The organism is Castellaniella defragrans 65Phen, assembly GCF_000612685.1.
Taxonomy (GTDB): Bacteria; Pseudomonadota; Gammaproteobacteria; order Burkholderiales; family Burkholderiaceae_B; genus Castellaniella; species Castellaniella defragrans.
The window spans coordinates 377,874-396,731 of the sequence record NZ_HG916765.1 but is presented as its reverse complement, the minus strand read 5'-3'; the positions used below and the strand labels follow the sequence as shown (position 1 = coordinate 396,731).

General features: G+C 67.9%; 14 protein-coding genes, 1 tRNA gene and 4 pseudogenes. 13 read left to right on the top strand and 6 right to left on the bottom strand.

Annotation, left to right across the window (positions count from 1 at the left end; all coding sequences use genetic code 11):
- Nucleotides 1–50 precede the first annotated feature (50 nt).
- The 3 genes from ccsB to BN940_RS01760 form a co-directional block, all read right to left on the bottom strand.
- Nucleotides 51–1,361, bottom strand: coding sequence for a c-type cytochrome biogenesis protein CcsB (gene ccsB, locus BN940_RS01770; RefSeq protein WP_409360352.1), 1,311 nt, complete (start codon nucleotides 1,359–1,361; stop codon nucleotides 51–53).
- 40 nt (nucleotides 1,362–1,401) lie between these two features.
- A complete protein-coding gene (locus BN940_RS01765; protein WP_043679511.1) occupies nucleotides 1,402–3,468 on the bottom strand; it encodes a cytochrome c biogenesis protein ResB in 2,067 nt (688 codons plus the stop codon).
- 284 nt (nucleotides 3,469–3,752) lie between these two features.
- Entirely contained in the window at nucleotides 3,753–4,442 is a 690-nt protein-coding gene (locus BN940_RS01760; RefSeq protein ID WP_043679508.1) for a c-type cytochrome, read from the bottom strand.
- Between the two features lie 153 nt (nucleotides 4,443–4,595).
- Here BN940_RS01760 and yihA point away from each other — a divergent pair, with 153 nt between their 5' ends.
- Together yihA and hemB are read left to right on the top strand one after the other, a co-directional pair.
- Nucleotides 4,596–5,219 carry a ribosome biogenesis GTP-binding protein YihA/YsxC gene (yihA, locus tag BN940_RS01755; RefSeq protein WP_043679505.1) on the top strand — a complete coding sequence of 208 codons (624 nt, stop codon included), beginning with the start codon at nucleotides 4,596–4,598 and terminating at the stop codon, nucleotides 5,217–5,219.
- A gap of 70 nt (nucleotides 5,220–5,289) precedes the next feature.
- Complete coding sequence (hemB, locus tag BN940_RS01750; RefSeq protein ID WP_043679502.1) at nucleotides 5,290–6,306, top strand: porphobilinogen synthase; 1,017 nt, start codon at nucleotides 5,290–5,292, stop codon at nucleotides 6,304–6,306.
- 28 nt (nucleotides 6,307–6,334) lie between these two features.
- Here hemB and BN940_RS01745 read toward each other — a convergent pair whose 3' ends face one another.
- Nucleotides 6,335–7,816 carry a GGDEF domain-containing protein gene (locus BN940_RS01745; RefSeq protein WP_206778295.1) on the bottom strand — a complete coding sequence of 494 codons (1,482 nt, stop codon included), beginning with the start codon at nucleotides 7,814–7,816 and terminating at the stop codon, nucleotides 6,335–6,337.
- Between the two features lie 247 nt (nucleotides 7,817–8,063).
- Nucleotides 8,064–9,229 (bottom strand): annotated as a pseudogene (locus tag BN940_RS01740) (trypsin-like peptidase domain-containing protein).
- 158 nt (nucleotides 9,230–9,387) lie between these two features.
- Here BN940_RS01740 and BN940_RS01735 point away from each other — a divergent pair.
- Entirely contained in the window at nucleotides 9,388–10,167 is a 780-nt protein-coding gene (locus BN940_RS01735) for a Nif3-like dinuclear metal center hexameric protein (RefSeq protein WP_043679496.1), read from the top strand.
- A 66-nt stretch (nucleotides 10,168–10,233) separates the two neighbouring features.
- Here the strand turns inward: BN940_RS01735 and mscL are convergent, their stop codons facing one another.
- Nucleotides 10,234–10,683: a large conductance mechanosensitive channel protein MscL gene (gene mscL, locus BN940_RS01730; RefSeq protein WP_043679485.1), complete on the bottom strand. Its 450-nt coding sequence runs from the start codon at nucleotides 10,681–10,683 to the stop codon at nucleotides 10,234–10,236.
- A 150-nt stretch (nucleotides 10,684–10,833) separates the two neighbouring features.
- Here mscL and petA point away from each other — a divergent pair, with 150 nt between their 5' ends.
- From petA to BN940_RS18170, 10 genes and pseudogenes are all read left to right on the top strand, one after another.
- Nucleotides 10,834–11,478 (top strand): ubiquinol-cytochrome c reductase iron-sulfur subunit, encoded by a 645-nt coding sequence (petA, locus tag BN940_RS01725; RefSeq protein ID WP_043679482.1) that lies wholly within the window; start codon nucleotides 10,834–10,836, stop codon nucleotides 11,476–11,478.
- A gap of 48 nt (nucleotides 11,479–11,526) precedes the next feature.
- Nucleotides 11,527–12,912: a cytochrome b gene (locus BN940_RS01720; RefSeq protein ID WP_043679480.1), complete on the top strand. Its 1,386-nt coding sequence runs from the start codon at nucleotides 11,527–11,529 to the stop codon at nucleotides 12,910–12,912.
- Between the two features lie 31 nt (nucleotides 12,913–12,943).
- On the top strand, nucleotides 12,944–13,792 hold the full coding sequence (locus BN940_RS01715; RefSeq protein WP_043679477.1) for a cytochrome c1: 849 nt from the start codon (nucleotides 12,944–12,946) through the stop codon (nucleotides 13,790–13,792).
- 161 nt (nucleotides 13,793–13,953) lie between these two features.
- The gene (locus BN940_RS01710; RefSeq protein ID WP_043679474.1) at nucleotides 13,954–14,562 is read left to right on the top strand and encodes a glutathione S-transferase N-terminal domain-containing protein; all 609 of its coding nucleotides are present in this window, start codon (nucleotides 13,954–13,956) and stop codon (nucleotides 14,560–14,562) included.
- A gap of 2 nt (nucleotides 14,563–14,564) precedes the next feature.
- A complete protein-coding gene (locus BN940_RS01705; protein ID WP_043679472.1) occupies nucleotides 14,565–14,999 on the top strand; it encodes a ClpXP protease specificity-enhancing factor in 435 nt (144 codons plus the stop codon).
- A 43-nt stretch (nucleotides 15,000–15,042) separates the two neighbouring features.
- Nucleotides 15,043–15,118 (top strand) — tRNA-Thr (locus tag BN940_RS01700).
- Nucleotides 15,119–15,275: 157 nt separating this feature from the next.
- Nucleotides 15,276–16,328 carry a cytochrome-c peroxidase gene (locus tag BN940_RS01695; RefSeq protein ID WP_043679469.1) on the top strand — a complete coding sequence of 351 codons (1,053 nt, stop codon included), beginning with the start codon at nucleotides 15,276–15,278 and terminating at the stop codon, nucleotides 16,326–16,328.
- Nucleotides 16,329–16,503: 175 nt separating this feature from the next.
- Nucleotides 16,504–17,142, top strand: a pseudogene (locus BN940_RS18175) (tyrosine-type recombinase/integrase); the annotation flags it as partial.
- A pseudogene (locus BN940_RS01685) lies at nucleotides 17,139–18,101 on the top strand (PDDEXK nuclease domain-containing protein); the annotation flags it as partial. The pseudogenes BN940_RS18175 and BN940_RS01685, both read left to right, overlap by 4 nt.
- Before the next feature lie 508 nt (nucleotides 18,102–18,609).
- Nucleotides 18,610–18,843, top strand: a pseudogene (locus BN940_RS18170) (DUF1016 domain-containing protein); the annotation flags it as partial.
- Between the last annotated feature and the right edge of the window lie 15 nt (nucleotides 18,844–18,858).

Genomic DNA, 18,858 nt, shown 5'->3' with positions numbered 1-18,858 from the left:
CGGCGGGACGGCCCGCGGCGGAACGGAGCCCCCGGAGCGGGGCCCGCGGATCAGAGTTCGCCGTACGAGTGCAGGCCCGACAGGAACATGTTGACGCCCAGGAAGGCGAAGCTGGTCACCAGCAGGCCCGACAGCGCCCAGTAGGCCGACATGGCGCCGCGCAGGCCCTTCATCAGGCGCATGTGCAGCCAGGCGGCGTAGTTCAGCCAGACGATCAGCGCCCAGGTTTCCTTGGGGTCCCACTGCCAGTAGGTGCCCCAGGCGTCGGCCGCCCACAGCGCCCCCAGGATCGTGGCCACCGTGAAGAAGGCGAAGCCCACCGCGATGGCGCGATACATGATGTCGTCGAGGATCTCCAGCGACGGCAGCCGCCGGGCGATCGGCGCGCGGAACGCCAGGATCGTGCCCACGACCAGCGCGCCGATGCCGAAATACAGCATCCAGGTGGCCGACAGCTCGCGCGAGCCGAAGATCAGCGGCTCGGCGCACAGGACCGCCCCCAGGACGAACACCGGCACCAGCGGCTTCCAGCTGCGGGTCTCGCCATGCGACTTGACCAGGTAGGCGAAGCCCACCATGGCCGCCAGGCTGAAGGTGCCGTAGCCGATGAAGTTCGCGGGGACGTGCAGCTTCATCCACCAGCTCTTCAGGGCCGGGACCAGGGGCTGGATCTGGTAGGCGTCGCGGGTGAAGGAATACCACAGCAGGAACACCACCAGCGAGCTGATGACCAGCAGCACGAAGCCGCCCAGCGCGCGCGTGGCGTAGCGGCGCTCGTAGTACAGGTAGAACAGCGCCGTGACCAGGCACAGCAGGACGAAGACCTCGTAGAGGTTGCTGACGGGGATGTGGCCGATGTCCGGCCCCAGCAGGTGGCCTTCGCGCCAGCGCACCAGCAGCCCGGTCACGCCGGCGTAGACCGCCGCCCAGGTGAGGAGGGTGCCCACCCAGGCCGCCGTGCGGCTGGCGAAGCCGATCCAGTAACAGACCGTCGCCAGGGCGAACAGGGCGCACATCCACAGGATGGCCGACTGCGAGGAGATCAGGTATTTCAGCAGGAAGGTGCTCTCGGCGCGCGACAGGTCGCCCTGCAGCAGCGCGCCCGTGGGGCTGTAGAGCCAGATCGCCAGCAGCGCCGTCAGGCCGCTGGCCACCATCAGGGTGCGCAGCGGCCGCCACAGCCAGCCCATCCAGCTGAACAGGCCGACCGCGCCGATCAGGATCAGCTTTTCGTAGTAGTCCATGAACGTGCCGTATTCCGTCAGCACGTGGCCGGCGCCGACGGCCAGCAGCAGGAAGAAGGCGAAATCGGTCCAGTCGGGCCGGCCCCGGCGGCCGCGGCGGTCGCCGCTGGCGTTCATGTCATGGGGCCAGGCGGCCGCGGCGCGCGCGGCGATGGAATCAGACGTCATGATCGGGTCCTCCGGACAAGCGGCGCAGGGCATCCCGCAGCCGTTCGTATTCGTGATTGAAATCCAGGGTGCGCCGCTGGGTGGTCATGGCGGCCAGCCAGGCGCTGCCCCCGTCCTGCGGCCGGATCCACACCCAGACGCGGCGTTCGCGGATGTAGAACATCGAGAACACCCCGAGCACCAGCAGCAGGCAGCCGATGTAGACGATGGTCTTGCCGGGGCTGCGGGCCACCTGGAAGACGCTCGCCTGCACCTGCTCGAAGCCGGTGAGCTGCAGGGCCACAGAGGCAGGATAATCCGGCAGCGTCGCCAGCGCCAGTACGGCCTGGCGCATCCACTGGCGGTCGCGCTCCGCGTCCGGGCCCTGCGGATCGAGCGCCGGCTCGCCCGCGCCGGCCCGCGCCAGGTCGCGCAGTTCGGTCAGGCTGAGCTGGATCATGGGCACGGCGAAGTTCAGGATCTTTTCCCGCTGGTCGGGCGGCGCGGCGTCGATGATGCCGTTGAAGCCGTCGCGCGCGAAGGTGCGCAGCGCCCCGCGCGCGGCCTGGAACATCAGCTCGCGCTGCTCGCCGGCGGGCGCGTTGCGCTCCGCGAAGCGCCGGGCGGCCTGGTCGCGCAGGCCGGCGTCGTCCAGCGCGGCGCGCAGCCGCATGAATTCCGCCATCGTCCCCTGGCCGTCGGCCGGCACGCGCAGGTAGCGGTAGGGCTGCGAGGCGCTGTCGCGCACCCCCAGCAGGAACATCGGGACGTCCTCGATCATCACCGGCAGCAGGTACTGGTTGAACTCGTGCGCCTGGCCGTCGGCGCCGATCAGCCGGTACTGCACGCTGGGCCCGACGTTGCGCAGGCCGTCGTTGCGCGGCCGGGCCGCGCTGCCGGTCACGGCGGCCACGTGCTCGACCACGTCGGTCGGCTGCGGCCCCTGGCCGTCGCCCATGTTCTCGACGTTGATGACGCGCAGGCCGGTGTAGTCCACCACCAGCCCGCCCAGGCTGGCGGGCAGCCTGCCTTCGCGCCCGACCGTGCCGGCGACTTCCACCGGCTGCGCGCCGCCGCCCCGCAGCGGCCAGGCCTTGAGCTGCAGGGTGCTGCCGCCGTCGTCGAAACTGGACTGGTAGACCGTGACGCCGCGATAGTGCAGCGGTTCGTTCACCTGGATCGTGCGGTCGAAGGACTCGCCGGTCGCCAGGTCGGTCACCGTCACGTCGCTGCGGAAATCGCTGGGCATGCCGGTGTCGTAGTAGTCGATGTGGAATTTGTTGAGCTTCAGCGTGAAGGGCAGGGGCTGCAGCAGCACGCCCTGGCCCGCCGCCACGATGCCGACGCTGCTCTGCTTGCCGTCGGGCACCAGCATATTGGCCCGGAAGCTGGGATTGCGCGCCGACAGCCGCCCGGACTCGGGCACCTCGGAGATCAGCATGTTGCCGGTCACGGGCTGCTTGTCGAACAGCCAGGTCTGCAGCCGCACCGGCAGCTCGCTGTCGAGCAGCCCGCCCAGGCAGATCACGACGATGGCCACGTGCGCGAAGATGTAGCCCAGGCGGTTGGCCGCGCCCTTCTTCGCCGCCACCATGCGGCTGTCGCCGTCCTCGCGCACCCGGTAGCGGAAGCCCTGGGCCCGCAGCAGCGCGCCCACTTCGGCGCAGGCGCGTTCCGGCGGCAGGTCGCTGGAGAGCTCGACGCGGTGGTGGAAGGCCCTGAGGCTGGAGCCGCGCACGTATTCCCGGAACGAGCGCATGTCGCGCAGCATCTTGGGCGCGTTGCGCAGCACGCACAGGGTGGTCGAGACCACCAGGAAGGCCATGATGAGCAGGAACCACACGCTGTTGTAGACGTGCCAGATGGAGAACTGGTCGAAGACCGCGAACCAGAAGGGCCCGAACTGGTCGACGTAGGCATTGGCCGACTGGTTCTGCGGCAGCACGGTGCCGATCAGGCTGGCCACGCAGATGAACACCAGCAGGCTGATGGCGAAGCGCATCGAGCCCAGGAGCTCGACGACATCGGCGCCCAGGGGGCGGGAAGAGGGGGAAGGCGCCACGGCGGCTCGACTCATGAAAATTAAATGCCCCACGCCGCGCCTTCGGCTCGCGTCCACCTCGCAGCATGCATGCCGCGGGGATTCGCCAGGCTCGAAACGGTCCGAAGGGACTTGTTCGTGTCCTGGCTCATCCCCCCAGGGGGGCGCTTTTTACCTTGGGGCGGCCCGGCGGTAAAAAAACAGGGGGTGCGCTCGCGCGTGCCCCCCTCGATTCAAGTCTTTTAAGTTTCAACGATACACCGGTACGCGCCGGGATCCCTCCAAGACCCTGCGCGCGACCGGGAAATCCGCCCGCCGCCCTAGCGCAGGCCCGCCGCGTAGTCGGCCACGGCGGCCAGGTCCTTGTCGTTCATGCGGTCGGCGATGTCGTGCATGATGTCGTTGGCCCGGTCGCCCGAGCGGAAGAGCTTGAGCTGGTCCAGCAGGTATTCGGGGTGCTGGCCGGCCAGGCGCGGGAATTCGGCCGGCAGGCCGGCGCCGTTGGGCGAGTGGCATGCGGCACAGGCCGGCACCTTGCGGTCGGCGATGCCGGCGCGCCAGATGGTCTGGCCGCGTTCCATGGTGGCTTCGTGCGTGGCCGTGCCGGCCTTGTCCCAGTCCATCTTCTGCTGCGACAGGTACAGCGCGACGTTCTGGATGTCCTGGGGCGTCAGGGTGGGGGCGATGGTGGACATGATGGACGGCGCGCCGTCGGCGCCCGTGCGCACCGCGCGCTTGTCGCCCTGCGGCACGAAATCGCGCAGCTGCTTGGCGATGTATTCGTGCGGCATCGCGGCCAGGTTGGGATTCATGGGGATGGTGCTGTTGCCGCCTTCGCCGTGACAGGTGACACAGGCCAGCACGCCGCGCGACATGTCGCCATTCAGGAACAGCTGCTCGCCGGCCTTGGCATCGGGTTTTTGCGCGTCCTGGGCTTGGGCGAAGCCGGGCAGGGCGCCGGCGAGAATCAGGCTGCCGGCCATGAACACACTGGAAAGCGCACGCTTCATGAGATCCTCGGTGGTGATTCGTTCACGACGCCGGGATCCGGCGCCTGACAAGGCCGACACCGTATCCGCCCGGGACACGCGATGCGCGGCGCAACATTCAATATGAAATTATACAATAGGCTTCACCCCCCTCTCCTGTCGAGCCCGCCCCCCGTGTCTCTCCTCCATCGCGCCCGGTTCACGGTGTCCGCCGCCCGGCTGGACCAGCTGCCCGCCCCGACCACCGCCGAAGTCTGTTTCGTCGGCCGCTCCAACTCGGGCAAGTCCTCGGCCATCAACGTCCTGACCAACCAGCGCCGGCTCGCCTTTTCCAGCAAGACGCCCGGCCGCACCCGCCTGATCAACCTGTTCGGCATCCCCGATCCGCTCGCGCCGGACGCCTGGCTGGGCTTCCTGGTGGACCTGCCCGGCTACGGCTACGCCGCCGTGGACCGCGCGGCGCGCGACGAATGGGCCGAGGTCCTGGGCGGCTACCTGCACGAGCGCGCCAGCCTGGCGGGCGTGGTGCTGCTGATCGACATCCGCCGCGGCGTCACCGACCTGGACCGGCGCCTGGCCCGCTGGATCGCCCTGCGCGGCCTGCCCACCCTGGCCCTGCTGACCAAGGCCGACAAGCTGCCCTACGGCCAGCGCATCCAGGCCGCCGCGCGCGCGCGCAAGGACCTGGCGGACATCGGCACGCTGACCGCGCTGCCCTTTTCCGCCACCCACCGCATCGGCCTGGACGAGGCCGCCGCCCACATCGAAAACTGGATCTCGCCCCAGGCCGTGCCCTGAGCGCGCGGGCATCCTCCCACGCCCCCTTCATCGTCCCGCCGCGCGCGGCGGGTGTTTTCCGGAGTCCCGCATGACCGCCTTCCTGCCCCCCGCCGATTTTCCCGCCATGCGCCTGCGCCGCAACCGGCGCGACGACTTTTCCCGCCGCCTGGTGCGCGAGACGCGCCTGTCGGCCGACGACCTGATCTATCCGGTGTTCGTCTGCGAGGGCCGCGACGTGCACGATCCGGTGGCCTCGATGCCGGACGTGGCGCGGCAGTCCCCCGACGTCCTGCTGCGCACGGCCGAGCAGTGCCTGGAGCTGGGCATCCCCGTGCTGGCCCTGTTCCCGCACATCGACCCGTCCCTGAAGACGCCCGACGGCCAGGAGGCCGCCAACCCGAACGGCCTGATCCCGCGCACCGTGGCCCTGCTGAAATCGAAGTTCCCCGAACTGGGCGTGCTCACCGACGTGGCGCTGGACCCCTACACCAGCCACGGCCAGGACGGCCTGATCGACGACGACGGCCAGCTGCTGAACGAGCCCACGGTGGCCATGCTGGTGCGCCAGGCCCTGACCCACGCCCAGGCGGGCGCGGACATCGTCGCCCCCAGCGACATGATGGACGGGCGCATCGGCGCCGTGCGCCAGGCGCTGGACGCCCAGGACCGCATCCACACCCGCATCATGGCCTACTCGGCCAAGTACGCCAGCGCCTTCTACGGGCCTTTCCGCGACGCGGTGGGCTCGGCCGCCAACCTGGGGGCGTCCAACAAGGCCACCTACCAGATGGACCCGGCCAACCGCCTGGAGGCCCTGCGCGAAGTCGCCGCCGACATCCGCGAAGGCGCCGACATGGTGATGGTCAAGCCCGGCCTGCCCTACCTGGACGTGCTGCGCGAGGTCAAGGACGCCTTCGGCATGCCGACCTACGCCTACCAGGTCAGCGGCGAATACGCCATGATCAAGGCCGCAGCCGCCAACGGCTGGCTGGACCACGACAAGGTGATGATGGAATCGCTGCTGGCCTTCAAGCGCGCCGGCGGCGACGGCATCCTGACGTACTTCGCCATCGCCGCGGCGAAGATCCTGCGCGCGCGGGGCTGAGGCCGGCGCGCCGTTCGACCCTTGCCGTTCAGGCTTCGGCGGCGCACGCCAGGCAGTCCCGCTCCGACGTTCCGTACAGGCAGACGCGGTTGCGGCCGCCGCGCTTGGCCCGGTACAGGGCCTGGTCGGCGTGCCGCAGCAGCTCGTCCAGGTCCGCGCGCGGGCTCTGGGAATCGTGCACGATGCCGATGCTGACCGTGATGCGCAGCGGCTCGTCGCTGTCGTAGTACAGGCTGATGCCTTCCACGCAGGCGCGCAGGCGCCGGGCCGTCTCGACGGCGTCCTCCAGGGAGCAGCCCGGCAGGATCAGGCCGAATTCCTCCCCGCCCAGCCGCCCGAACAGGTCCTGGGGGCGGATGGCGCCGCGGATCGTGCGGGAGAATTCCTGCAGCACGTTGTCGCCCGCCGCGTGGCCGTGGGTGTCGTTCAGCTGCTTGAAATGGTCGATGTCCAGCATCATCAGGCCGTTGCCGTGCAGGAACGGCGGGATCTGCCGGAGGTATTCCTGAGCGCCGCGCATGAAGGCCGGCCGCGACAGGGCCTGCGTCATCTCGTCGTGGTCCAGCGCGCGGTTGAGGGACACGATCAGGTCGCTGCGGGCCGCCAGGGCGCTGGACATCAGCAGCGGCGCGGCCACCACCAGCAGCAGGCCCAGTTGCAGGGAGACCAGCGCCCAGCCGGACATGCCCGTCAGCGAGCCGCCGGCGGGTGGCCCCGGCCAGCCGGCGCCGATGCCGGACACGATGCCGAGCACCGTCAGCAGGACCAGCCAGGCCACCATCCGCTGCGAGCAGGCGTGGGCGCAATACATCAGCGAGGCCAGCGGGAACACCAGGGAGCCGGCGCCGCCCAGCGCCAGGCACAGCGCCAGGCTGGCCAGCCACGCCAGCGGCGGCAGCCAGACCGCCCGGGCCGCCAGCAGCCGCAGCAGGCCGCGGCCCGCGCGGCGGCGCTCGCCGCGGAGGAATCCGGGCCGGGGCAGCAGCAGCACCGGTGGCAGGAAGACGCAATAGCCCAGCCAGCGCCCCAGCAGGCCGCTGAGGGCATCCGCGCTGCCCGGGATGCCGCCCGTCTGCAGGTAGCCCAGGCCGCGGGCCACCGCCGAGAGGACGATGGCGCCCGCCAGGCCGGCCAGCAGGATCCGGACGATGGCGCCGGGCGTGCGCAGGCTGTCCTGGGGCAGGAAGCGGGACAGGACGAGCCAGACGACGAACAGGCCCGACAGATCGGCCAGACCCTGCGCCGCGGCGGGCGCCGCGGCCTGACCCCAGGCCAGCCGGGCCAGCACCAGGGCCGCGCCCAGCAGGGGCCAGGCGAGGGAGGGCACGCGCATGCGGGAACGCAGCAGCGCCCCGGCCAGGATCGCGTCGACCGGCCACAGCGCCAGGCTGCCGAACACCGGCCACGTCCACAGAGCGGCGAACACCAGCGGAAACGCCGCGGCGGCCGGCCAGGCCGCGCGGGCGATCATACGCGTGAGGTGTGTCCCGAGGCCAACCGCCTGATTCATGATCAGCGCATTCTTTTCCTGATGTCTCCGGAGGAAATCCGCCGCCCACCCGCGCGGCGCCCTCCGTCCGCCTGCACGCCCTGGCGGTCCTGAAAGCCGGGGGCGCCCAGGATAGCACGAATGTAATAAAATGATCCAGATCGGAAATGCTCGTTGCATTCCTTTCATTTCTGCCGGCTTGCCGCCCCTCAGCTTGCCGCACCGCGGCCTTCCGCGCCGCGGCCTTCCCCATCGCGGCCGCCGCGGCTCAGCGCCGCCGCACCGTCGGGCGCTCGCCCACGGGCACCTCCAGCGTCACGTTCCTGCCGGCGCGCCATACGCCCAGGCGGGCGGTGCCGCCCGCCCGCAGCGAGGCCAGGCGGTTGACCAGGTCGTAGGCGTCTTCCACCGCCCGGCCGTCCAGCGTGCGGATGACGTCGCCCACCCGCACGCCGGCGCCCGCCGCCGGCCCGCCCGGCAGGACGCGGGCGACGATCGCGCCGCGCGTGTCCTTCAGGCGGAAGGCCTGCGCCAGGTCGGGCGTGATGTCCTGCGGCTCCAGGCCCAGCCAGCCGCGCCGCACGCGGCCGTAGGTCAGGATCTCGTCCAGGATGTGGTGCGCGGCCGCCGCCGGGATGGCGAAGCCGATCCCCAGCGAGCCGCCGGTCTCGGAATAGATCGCCGTGTTGATCCCGACCAGTTCCCCGCGCGCGTCGATCAGCGCGCCGCCCGAATTGCCCGGGTTGATGGCCGCGTCGGTCTGGATGAAGTCCTCGTAGGTGTTCAGCCCCAGGCGGTTGCGGCCCACGGCGGAGACGATGCCCTGGGTGGTGGTCTGGCCCACGCCGAACGGATTGCCGATCGCCAGCACCACGTCGCCCACGCGCACCGAGGGCGCGGGATCGAAGGCGATCGCGGGCAGGTCGGGCAGGCCGATCTTCAGCACCGCCAGGTCGCTTTCAGGATCCGCGCCGACCAGCTTCGCCGCCGCCTGGCGGCCGTCGCGCAGGCGCACCTCGATCGCGTCGGCCGCCTCGATCACGTGGTAGTTGGTCAGGATCGTGCCATCGGCCCGCACGATCACGCCCGAACCCAGGCTGGTGGCCGATTCCCGCCGCGTGAACCCCGGCAGGCCGCGCAGGAACCGTTCCAGGCCGGGATCGGCCGGCAGCGGCACCAGCGGCACGTCCACGTGCTTGGCGGTGTAGATGTTGACCACCGACGGCGCGGCCCGCGCCACGGCGTCCGCGTAGCTGAACGGGGCCGCGCCCGGAGCGGGGCCGAGGGGGCCCGGGGCGCCGCCGGCGCGCCGGGCGCGGGGCCGGGCTCGGGCGCGCCGCCCGGCAGCCACTGCGGCCGCAGGGTGGCCACCAGAAAGAGGATGGCCAGGCAGACCGTCACGGTCTGGGCGAAAATCAGCCACAATCGTCGCATGAACATGACATCATCCGATACGTCCCGCGCGTGCGCTCCCCGGCGCGGCCCCGGCGCCGCCCGGATGGGCCGGACGCAGGACGATCCGCACGGGCCGGCCCGCGGCCGGATCCGCCCATGCGGCACAGACGGAAAGACGCGCTGAAGGACAACATCCCATGGTTACCGAAATCTCCCGGCAGGAACTGGCGGACTGGCTGAACGAGGCGTTGCAGCCGGAACGCTTCCGTGATTATTGCCCGAACGGCCTGCAGGTCCAGGGGCGCGGCGCGATCCGCCGCATCGTCACCGGCGTGACGGCCTCGCAGGCCCTGATCGAGGCCGCCGCCGCACGCGATGCGGACGCCATCCTCGTGCACCATGGCTGGTTCTGGAAGAACGAGGACCCCTGCATCCGCGGCCCCAAGCACCGCCGCCTGGCGGCCCTGATGGCGCGCGAGATCAATCTGTTCGCCTACCACCTGCCGCTGGACGCCCACCCCGAATGGGGCAACAACGCCCAGCTGGCGCGCGTCATGGACTGGATCCCGGACACCGGCCCGGACGGCGCCCCGCGGCGCTGCGGCCCGGACGGCCTGGTCTGGCTGGGCGCGCCCGCCCGCGAGACGACGGTGGGCGCGCTGGCGGCCGACATCGCCCGCCGGCTGGCGCGCGAGCCCCTGGTGATCGGCGACCCGGCGCAGCCGGCACGGCGGCTGGCCTGGTGCACCGGCGCAGCCCAGGGCATGATGGACGCCGCCCTGGCGGCGGGCGCGGACTGCTACGTGAGCGGGGAGATCTCCGAGCCCACCGTGCACCTGGCGCGCGAGACGGGCGCGGCCTACATCAGCGCCGGCCACCACGCCACCGAGCGCTACGGCGTGCAGGCCCTGGGCAAGGCCATCGAGGCCCGCTTCGGCGTGCCCTGCGAATTCGTGGACATCGACAATCCCGTCTAGCGCGGCGGCCGGGCCCCCGGGGGCCGCGGCCGGGCGCGCGGCCCGCGCACGCACGGCCTGTGCTTCCTATTTTTTCAGGGCGTCGCGGATCTCGCGCAGCAGGAGGATGTCTTCGGGGGGCGCCGCGGCCTCGGGGGCCGGCTCGGCCTCGAAGCGGCGGCGGGCGTTGTTCACCAGCTTCACCAGCATGAACACCACCAGGGCCAGCAGCAGGAAATTGACGAAGATGGTGAGGAAATGGCCCCAGGCGAACACCACCGCGCCCGCCTTGGTCAGGTCGGCCATCGTCATGGCGCCGGCATAGCCTTCGGGCAGGCGCAGCACCCAGAAAAGGTTGTCGAAATTGACGCTGCCGCCGAGGATGAAATTGATGAGCGGCATGAACAGGTCGTTGACGATCGAATCGATGATCTTGCCGAAGGCGCCGCCGATGATGACCCCGATCGCCAGGTCCATCATGTTGCCCTTGATGGCGAATTCACGGAATTCTTTGATGAAACCCCCGGCTGCGCTCATTTCGCTCGTCCTCCATCCATTTACCCCACTGGGCGTAACGCTATAATACGCGGTTGAAGACCCTTGTGGGGCGACCTTTTCGCGGCTCCACGCACAGGCAGATCACGTTCAAAACGCTCCGCCCCCAGGGCGGCAACCAGGGATAACAGAATGAGTCAGCATCCGACACAGTCCGACGAGCAGGGCGCAGTCGACCCGAACCTGCCCCCCGATCCTTCGCGCCGCTTCTGGGTCGCATCGGCCTGTACCCTTGGCGGAGTGGCGGGCGTCGCCACGGCGGTGCCGTTCGTCGGCTCGTTCGCCCCGTCCGAAAAGGCCAAGGCGGCCGGCGCGCCGGTCGAGGCCGACATCTCCGGCCTGGCCGAAGGCCAGATGATGACCGTCGAATGGCGCGGCAAGCCGGTCTGGATCGTGCGCCGCACCAAGGCCGAAATCGAAGCCCTGCCCAAGCACGACGCCGAGCTCGCCGATCCCCAGTCCGACCGCCCCGGCTTCACGCCGGAATGGGCGAAAAACGAATACCGCTCGCGCAAGCCCGAATACTTCGTCTGCATCGGCATCTGCACCCACCTGGGCTGCTCGCCCACCGCCCACTTCCAGACCGGCGCCCAGCCGGGGCTGCCCAGCGACTGGCCGGGCGGCTGGTTCTGCCCGTGCCACGGCTCCACCTTCGATCTGGCCGGCCGGGTGTTCGCCAACAAGCCCGCCCCTGACAATCTCGAAATCCCGCCCTACGTCTTCTCCGCCGACGGCAGCCGCATCACCATCGGCGTCGACGAAGACAACAAGGCCTGATGGACGCCCCCGTTCATCCTTTTGCGATATTGAATCTAGGAGCCTTCCATGGCCGATAAAAACGTCGAGACGACCGGGTTGCTGGGCTGGGTGGACAACCGCTTCCCGCTCACCAAAATGTTCAAGGAGCACATGTCCGAGTACTATGCTCCGAAAAACTTCAACTTCTGGTATTTCTTCGGCTCGCTGGCGCTGCTGGTGCTGGTGATCCAGGTCGTCACCGGGATCTTCCTGGTGATGAACTACAAGCCCGATGCGCGCTTCGCCTTCGAGTCCGTCGAATACATCATGCGCGAAGTGCCGGGCGGCTGGTTCATCCGCTACATGCACTCCACCGGCGCCTCGATGTTCTTCGTCGTGGTCTACCTGCACATGCTGCGCGGCCTGTTCTACGGCTCCTACCGCAAGCCGCGCGAGCTGGTCTGGATCTTCGGCGTGGCCATCTTCCTGTGCCTGATGGGCGAGGCCTTCTTCGGCTACCTGCTGCCCTGGGGCCAGATGTCCTACTGGGGCGCCCAGGTGATCGTGAACCTGTTCTCGGCCATCCCCTTCATCGGCCCCGACCTCTCCCTGTTCATCCGCGGCGACTACGTCGTGTCCGACGCCACCCTGAACCGCTTCTTCGCCTTCCACGTGATCGCCATCCCGCTGGTGCTGATCGGCCTGGTCGTGGCGCACATCATCGCCCTGCACGAAGTGGGCTCGAACAACCCCGACGGCGTCGAGATCAAGAAGGGTCCGAAGGACAAGTACGGCCGCCCCATGGACGGCATCCCCTTCCACCCCTACTACTCGGTGCACGACGTGGTCGGCGTGGCGGGCTTCCTGATCGTGTTCGCCGCGATCATCTTCTTCGGCCCCGAAATGGGCGGCTACTTCCTGGAATACAACAACTTCATCCCGGCCGACCCGCTGAAGACCCCGCCGCACATCGCCCCGGTCTGGTACTTCACGCCGTTCTACACCATGCTGCGCGCCACCACCAGCGACTTCACCTGGGTGATGGCCGCCGGCGCCCTGCTGGCCGCCGTGGTGCTGTTCGCCAAGGGCCGGCTCTCGGGCATCTGGCGCCTGGCCGTGCCCGGCATCCTGATCCTGGTCGCCATCCTCATGAAGGTCCTGGACGCCAAGTTCTGGGGCGTGGTGTCCATGGGCGGCGCCGTCGTCATCCTGTTCTTCCTGCCGTGGCTGGACCAGTCCCCGGTCAAGTCGATCCGCTACCGTCCCAACTGGCACAAGGTCCTGTACGCGATCTTCATCGTCGATTTCCTGATCCTGGGCTGGCTGGGCACGCAGCCGGTCTCGCCCTCCGCCACCCTGATGGGGCAGATCGGCACGGTCATCTATCTGGCGTTCTTCCTGGCGATGCCCGTCTGGAGCCGTCTGGGCACCTTCAAGCCGGTTCCCGACCGCGTCACCTTCCGGGCCCACTGAAGGCCGAACCCCTGACTGTCACGGAAAGATCATGCTGAAAAAACTGCTCGGTGCCCTGGCCCTGTCTTTGACCTGCACGCTGGCCCTCGCCTCCGAGGGCGGCGCACACCTGGATCGCACCCCCGACCGCATCACCGAACTGGCCGCCCTGCAAAACGGCGCCAAGCTGTTCGTCAACTACTGTCTGAACTGCCACAGCGCCAATGCCATGCGCTACAACAAGCTCATGGACCTGGGCCTGTCCGAGGACGACATCAAGAAGAACCTGCTCTTCACCCGCGAGAAGGTCGGCGACCTGATGACGATCGCCATGACGCCCGAGGACGCGAAAAAGTGGTTCGGCGCCGCGCCGCCCGACCTGTCCGTGATCGCCCGCGCCAAGAGCACCAACTTCGGCCCCTCCGGCGTGGACTACATCTACACCTACCTGCGCACCTTCTACCGCGACTCCACCAAGAAGACCGGCTGGAACAACGTCGTCTTCCCCAGCGTGGGCATGCCCAACGCGCTCTGGCAGCTCGAAGGCCCGCGCAGCTTCACGGACATCGAAGTCCACCAGGTCGCCGACGCCCAGGGCAACGAACAGTGGCAGCGCACCACCACGGTCTACGATGCCGCCGGCATCCCGACCGTCAAGACCGAAGTCCTGAAGGACTACACCGGCGAAGCCACCCGCGTCACGCGCTTCGACTCCGCCGATGCCAAGACCTTCAGCAAGTTCGAGAGCGACGTCGCCGACCTGAGCAACTTCCTGGGCTGGATGGCGGAACCCGGCCAGCTCCTGCGCAAGCAGATCGGCGTGTGGGTCATGCTGTTCCTGTTCCTGTTCCTGTTTGTCGCCATCCGCATGAATGCGGCATACTGGAAGCACGTCCGCTAAGGATCGTCTGATTTCAGAAGATCCCCGGATCGGCCGCGCCCCGCGGGGCGCATGACCCTCCGGCCGCGCGAGCCAGGATGCCAGCCAGGCGTTGCCACGCCTGGCTTGCGTTTTCCGGCGCGCGCGCGTTTTCCGTCTTTTTTTGTATTGGAACCCACGACATGATGGTGCTCTATTCCGGGACGACCTGCCCCTTTTCGCAACGCTGCCGCTTCGTGCTGTTCGAAAAGGGCATGGATTTCGAAATCCGCGACATCGACCTGTACAACAAGCCCGAAGACATCGCGGTGATGAATCCCTACGGCCAGGTGCCCATCCTGGTCGAGCGCGACCTGGTCCTGTACGAGTCGAACATCATCAACGAATACATCGACGAGCGCTTCCCGCACCCGCAGCTGATGCCGGCCGACCCGATCATGCGGGCGCGCACCCGCCTGTTCCTGTACAACTTCGAAAAGGAACTGTTCGTCCACGTGTCCACGCTGGAAAACCGCGGCGTCACCGACGAAAAGATCCGCGACGCGGCCCGCGCCAACATCCGCGACCGCCTCGCCCAGCTCGCCCCCCTGCTGGTAAAGAACAAGTACATGCTGGGCGAGGAATTCTCCATGCTGGACGTGGCCGTGGCCCCGCTGCTGTGGCGCCTGGGCCATTACGGCATCGAACTGCCCAAGAGCGCCGCCCCGATCCAGAAGTACGCCGAGCGCCTGTTTTCGCGCCCCGCCTACATCGAGGCCCTCACCCCCTCCGAAAAGGTCATGCGCCGCTGAACATGCAGGAATCCTCGACCAAACCGTACCTCATCCGCGCACTGCACGAATGGTGCACGGACAATGGCTACACGCCCTACCTGGTGGTCACCGTCGACGAGAACACCGTGGTGCCGCTCGCCCACGTCCATGACGGCCAGATCACGCTGAACATCAGCCACCTGGCCACCAACCGCCTGACGCTGGGCAACGACTACATCGAATTCGAATCCCGCTTCAACGGCGCGGTGGAGCACCTGTTCATCCCCGTGGCGGCCGTCTCGGCGGTGTACGCCCGCGAGACCGGCGCCGGCATGGGCTTCGAGGTCGTGGCCTCGCGCCCCTACCCGGGCGGCGACGACCAGCCGGGCCCCCAGCCGCCCGCGCCGGGCGCCCCGACGCCGCCGGACGACGGCCCCGACGCCCCCAAGCCGTCCCACCTGAAAGTCGTCAAATGAGGCGGCCCGTCCCGTACATCGTCCTGTAGAATGACGGTCCTTGGCCGGCTTAGCTCAGTTGGTAGAGCAGCTCACTTGTAATGAGAAGGTCGGGGGTTCGATTCCTCTAGCCGGCACCAATGCGATCCGCCCGGACGCCGCCCCGAAACGGGTGGCGTTTTTGCCATGGCGGAAAACCGACAGTCCCGGTGGGCGCTTGACCCTCATCAAGACGGGAAATCAATGACCATGTTTTCATTGTGGATATAACCACTCCAACTCCACAAGGGGAACACCATGAAGAAGCACACCACCCTCCTCCTGGCGGCCGGCCTCGCGCTGAGCGGATCCGCCGCCCTGGCCGCGGGCGCGCCCGCCGCCGACGCGGTGCGGGAGACCGCGCGGCAGTTCTTCCAGCCGATCCCCACGCCCGAGTCCGTGATCAAGGAACGCAACATCTCCGCCGACAGCATCGAGCTGGGCCGCTGGCTGTTCTTCGAGCCGCGCCTGTCGCGCAGCCACATCATCAGCTGCAACACCTGTCACAGCGTCGGCACCGGCGGGGCCGACAACATCCAGACCTCCATCGGCCACGGCTGGCAGCACGGGCCGCGCAATTCGCCGACCGTGCTCAACGCGCTGTTCAACGGCGCCCAGTTCTGGGATGGTCGCGCCGCCGACCTGAAGGAGCAGGCCAAGGGCCCCGTGCAGGCGAGCGTCGAGATGAACAACACGCCCTCCCAGGTCGAGGAAACCCTCAAGAGCCTGCCCGAATACGTCGCCCTGTTCCAGAAGGCCTATCCGAAGGACAAGGATCCGGTCAATTTCGAGAACATGGCCCATGCCATCGAGGCGTTCGAGAGCACGCTGCTCACGCCCAACTCCAAGTTCGACCAGTTCCTGGCCGGCGCCGACAGCCTGGACGAGATCGAGCTCAAGGGGCTGGACCTGTTCATGAGCAAGGGCTGCGTGGCCTGCCACCAGGGCATCAACGTCGGCGGCCAGGGGTACTTCCCCTTCGGGGTGGTGAAGAAGCCCGGCGCGGAAATCCTGCCGCCGGACGACAAGGGCCGCTTCACCGTGACCCACACCGCCAGCGACGAATACGTGTTCCGCGCGGGGCCGCTGCGCAACATCGCCCTGACCGCGCCCTACTTCCACAGCGGCGACGTCTGGTCGCTGGAGCAGGCCGTGGCCATCATGGGCTCCAGCCAGCTGGGCCAGGAGCTGAATGAGGGCGAGGTCAAGGCCATCACCCGCTTCCTGCACACCCTGACCGGCGAGCAGCCCCAGGTCGTCTACCCCATCCTGCCGCCGAGCACGGCCGCCACGCCCCGGCCGCAGAAGTAGCCCGTCCGCCGGCGCGGGCCGGTCCTTCAGGCGGCAACTCCCTTTGCGCCTGCGGGACGGGCCCGCGCAGGGCGGACCGCCCCGCCGCGGTCCGCCATTCCTCGTCCGCCTGGCGCCGTACTGCGGTGCCAGGCGGTTTTTTGTTTCACGATGACTCCAGTACCGCAATTCGCTGGACTACGCCAAGCAGCGCAACAAGCCCAGCACGCAACGCGGCTATCAGGGCGTGATTGACCGCTGCATCATCCCGATCATGGGCCGGATGAGGGCGCAATACGTGAAGCGCCCCGATGTGGCAGCGCTGATGAAGAAGCTGGCCTACAAGCAGGCCGAGGCGAACCGCACTTTCGGCGTGCTGCGCAAGATGTTCAACCTGGCCGAAGTATGGGGGCTGCGCCCTGACGGCACGAATCCGTGCCGCCACGTCCCAATGTACCCGCCTGGCAAGGAAACCCGGCTGATCGTGGACGATGAACTGGTGCGGATCTTCCGCCAGTTGGAGACGCTGGAGGCGGAAGGCCGACCCGGCACATGACCCACGGCGAACACTACGGCGGCTGGACGCGCGTGCTCAAGGCCGCCGGCGTGCCGCACGTTGGCACGCACGGCATCCGCCATCGCGGCGATGACCGACATCGCCAACTCTGGTGTGCCGACCAAGGTGGACATAAAGCTCACAGGTCACAAGACCGTGGCGATGTTTATGCACTATGTTCATACCGAGGACAAGCCGGTGCGGGATGCGGCCGAGCTGGTGGCGAATCGGCGGCTGGCGATTACCGGGGCATCCCGTTCTATGGAGATGACAGCATGACAAGGAAGACACCTACGACAGCGGGGAAGCGCACCGCCTTACCGGCTGGCTATGCCGGCATCCACGGCGGCATCGTGGAACTGCTGGATGCGGCGCGCCAGGCAGCGGCGCGCAGTGTCAATGCGCTGATGGCGGCCAGCTATTGGGAGATTGGCCGCCGGATCGTCGAAGCCGAGCAGAAAGGCAAGCGGCGGGCCGGTTACGGCGAGCAGTTGATGGAGCGCCTGTCCGCCGATCTGACGGCCCGGTTCGGGCGTGGGTTCGGCGTCAACAACCTGGAAAGCATGCGGCGTTTCTTCCTCGCCTATCCCCAACCCGAGATTTCCCAGACACTGTCTGGGAAATTGGGAAACGAGCCGTCTGCAGAGAAATCCCAGACAGTGTCTGGGAAATTGAGTCTGCCCGAACTGGCTCAGGTTTTCTCGCTGCCGTGGTCGGCTTACGTTCGGCTGCTGTCGGTCAAGGATGACCATGCCCGTCGGTTCTACGAGGCCGAGGCGTTGCGCGGCGGCTGGAGCGTGCGCCAGCTCGACCGGCAGATCGGCAGCCAGTTCTACGAGCGCACGGCCTTGTCCAAGGACAAGGCGGCGATGCTGGTCAAGGGTTCGGTGGCCAAGCCCGAGGATGTCGTCACGCCCAATGACGCGATCAAAGACCCGTATGTGCTGGAGTTCCTCGACCTGAAGCTGGGCAGCCTGACCCATGCCGACGTGGGGCAGATGCATATGTACTGCAACTATGCCAAGGAGCATTGGGCCTACCCGGACGAGAATCCGCCAGTGGGCCTGATCCTGTGCGCTGACAAGGGCCATGCCCTGGCGCGGTATGCACTGGATGGTCTGCCGAACAAGGTGATGGCGGCGAACTATCGCACCGTGCTGCCAGATGCCGAATTGCTGCAAAAGGAACTGGAGAACACGCGGCGGCTGCTCGAATCTCGCAGAGCGTTGTCCCTCAAGGACGACAAGCCACTCTTCGAGGCCGTTGGCAAAGCGCGTGCGGAGGCAAATCTGCCCCCAGCCGAGCTGAAAGAAGCCACTCAAGCGGCAGCAACCTCAGTTTGGGCAGCCGTTGTAGCTGATCGGGAAGCGATTGGCGGCCGCTATCTTGAAGATTGCAGTGTTGCATTCATTGACGACACGCCAAATCCATTTGCCGATGGAGTGAGAAGCTATGCGCTCGATTCGGAAAAGGCTCGCAATCTTTGGGAAAAAACGGAACAACTCCTCAGCGCCATCTCATGATCATCGAGTGGACTTGATAGCGTCGGGCGGCGTTTTAACGGAAGGCAAAACTGGTGGACCTTGGGCATCTCGGATGCTTTCTGGCTGTTGCCGAAGAGCTTCGCTGCGCAAGATGCTCAACCTGGCCGAAGTGTGGGGACTGCGCCCCGACGGGACGAATCCGTGCCGTCACGTCCCGAAGCTGCCGGCGTGCCGCACGTCGGCACGCAGCGTCAACGCGCTGATGACGGCCAGCTATTGGGAGATTGGTCGCTCCGAGACACTGTCCCGGAAATCTGGAGACGGACTGCTCATCGAGAATTCCCAGACAGTGTCTCGGAAATTCGATCTCTCCGAACTGGCCCAGGCCTTCACCCTGCCGTGGTCGGCCTATGTCCGGCTGCTGTCGGTCAAGGATGTCCAGACCCGCCAGCTCTACGAGACCGAGGCGCTGCGCGGCGGCTGGAGCGTGCGCCAGGCCATCGAACACAAG

Coding starts and splice junctions, on each gene's coding strand:
- BN940_RS01705 (WP_043679472.1), top strand. CDS start 14,565: ATGCAGGAATCCTCGACCAAACCGTACCTCATCCGCGCACTGCACGAA.
- ccsB (WP_409360352.1), bottom strand. CDS start 1,361: ATGAACGCCAGCGGCGACCGCCGCGGCCGCCGGGGCCGGCCCGACTGG.
- petA (WP_043679482.1), top strand. CDS start 10,834: ATGAGTCAGCATCCGACACAGTCCGACGAGCAGGGCGCAGTCGACCCG.
- BN940_RS01715 (WP_043679477.1), top strand. CDS start 12,944: ATGCTGAAAAAACTGCTCGGTGCCCTGGCCCTGTCTTTGACCTGCACG.
- BN940_RS01760 (WP_043679508.1), bottom strand. CDS start 4,442: ATGAAGCGTGCGCTTTCCAGTGTGTTCATGGCCGGCAGCCTGATTCTC.
- hemB (WP_043679502.1), top strand. CDS start 5,290: ATGACCGCCTTCCTGCCCCCCGCCGATTTTCCCGCCATGCGCCTGCGC.
- mscL (WP_043679485.1), bottom strand. CDS start 10,683: ATGAGCGCAGCCGGGGGTTTCATCAAAGAATTCCGTGAATTCGCCATC.
- BN940_RS01735 (WP_043679496.1), top strand. CDS start 9,388: ATGGTTACCGAAATCTCCCGGCAGGAACTGGCGGACTGGCTGAACGAG.
- BN940_RS01710 (WP_043679474.1), top strand. CDS start 13,954: ATGATGGTGCTCTATTCCGGGACGACCTGCCCCTTTTCGCAACGCTGC.
- BN940_RS01695 (WP_043679469.1), top strand. CDS start 15,276: ATGAAGAAGCACACCACCCTCCTCCTGGCGGCCGGCCTCGCGCTGAGC.
- BN940_RS01745 (WP_206778295.1), bottom strand. CDS start 7,816: ATGAATCAGGCGGTTGGCCTCGGGACACACCTCACGCGTATGATCGCC.
- BN940_RS01720 (WP_043679480.1), top strand. CDS start 11,527: ATGGCCGATAAAAACGTCGAGACGACCGGGTTGCTGGGCTGGGTGGAC.
- BN940_RS01765 (WP_043679511.1), bottom strand. CDS start 3,468: ATGAGTCGAGCCGCCGTGGCGCCTTCCCCCTCTTCCCGCCCCCTGGGC.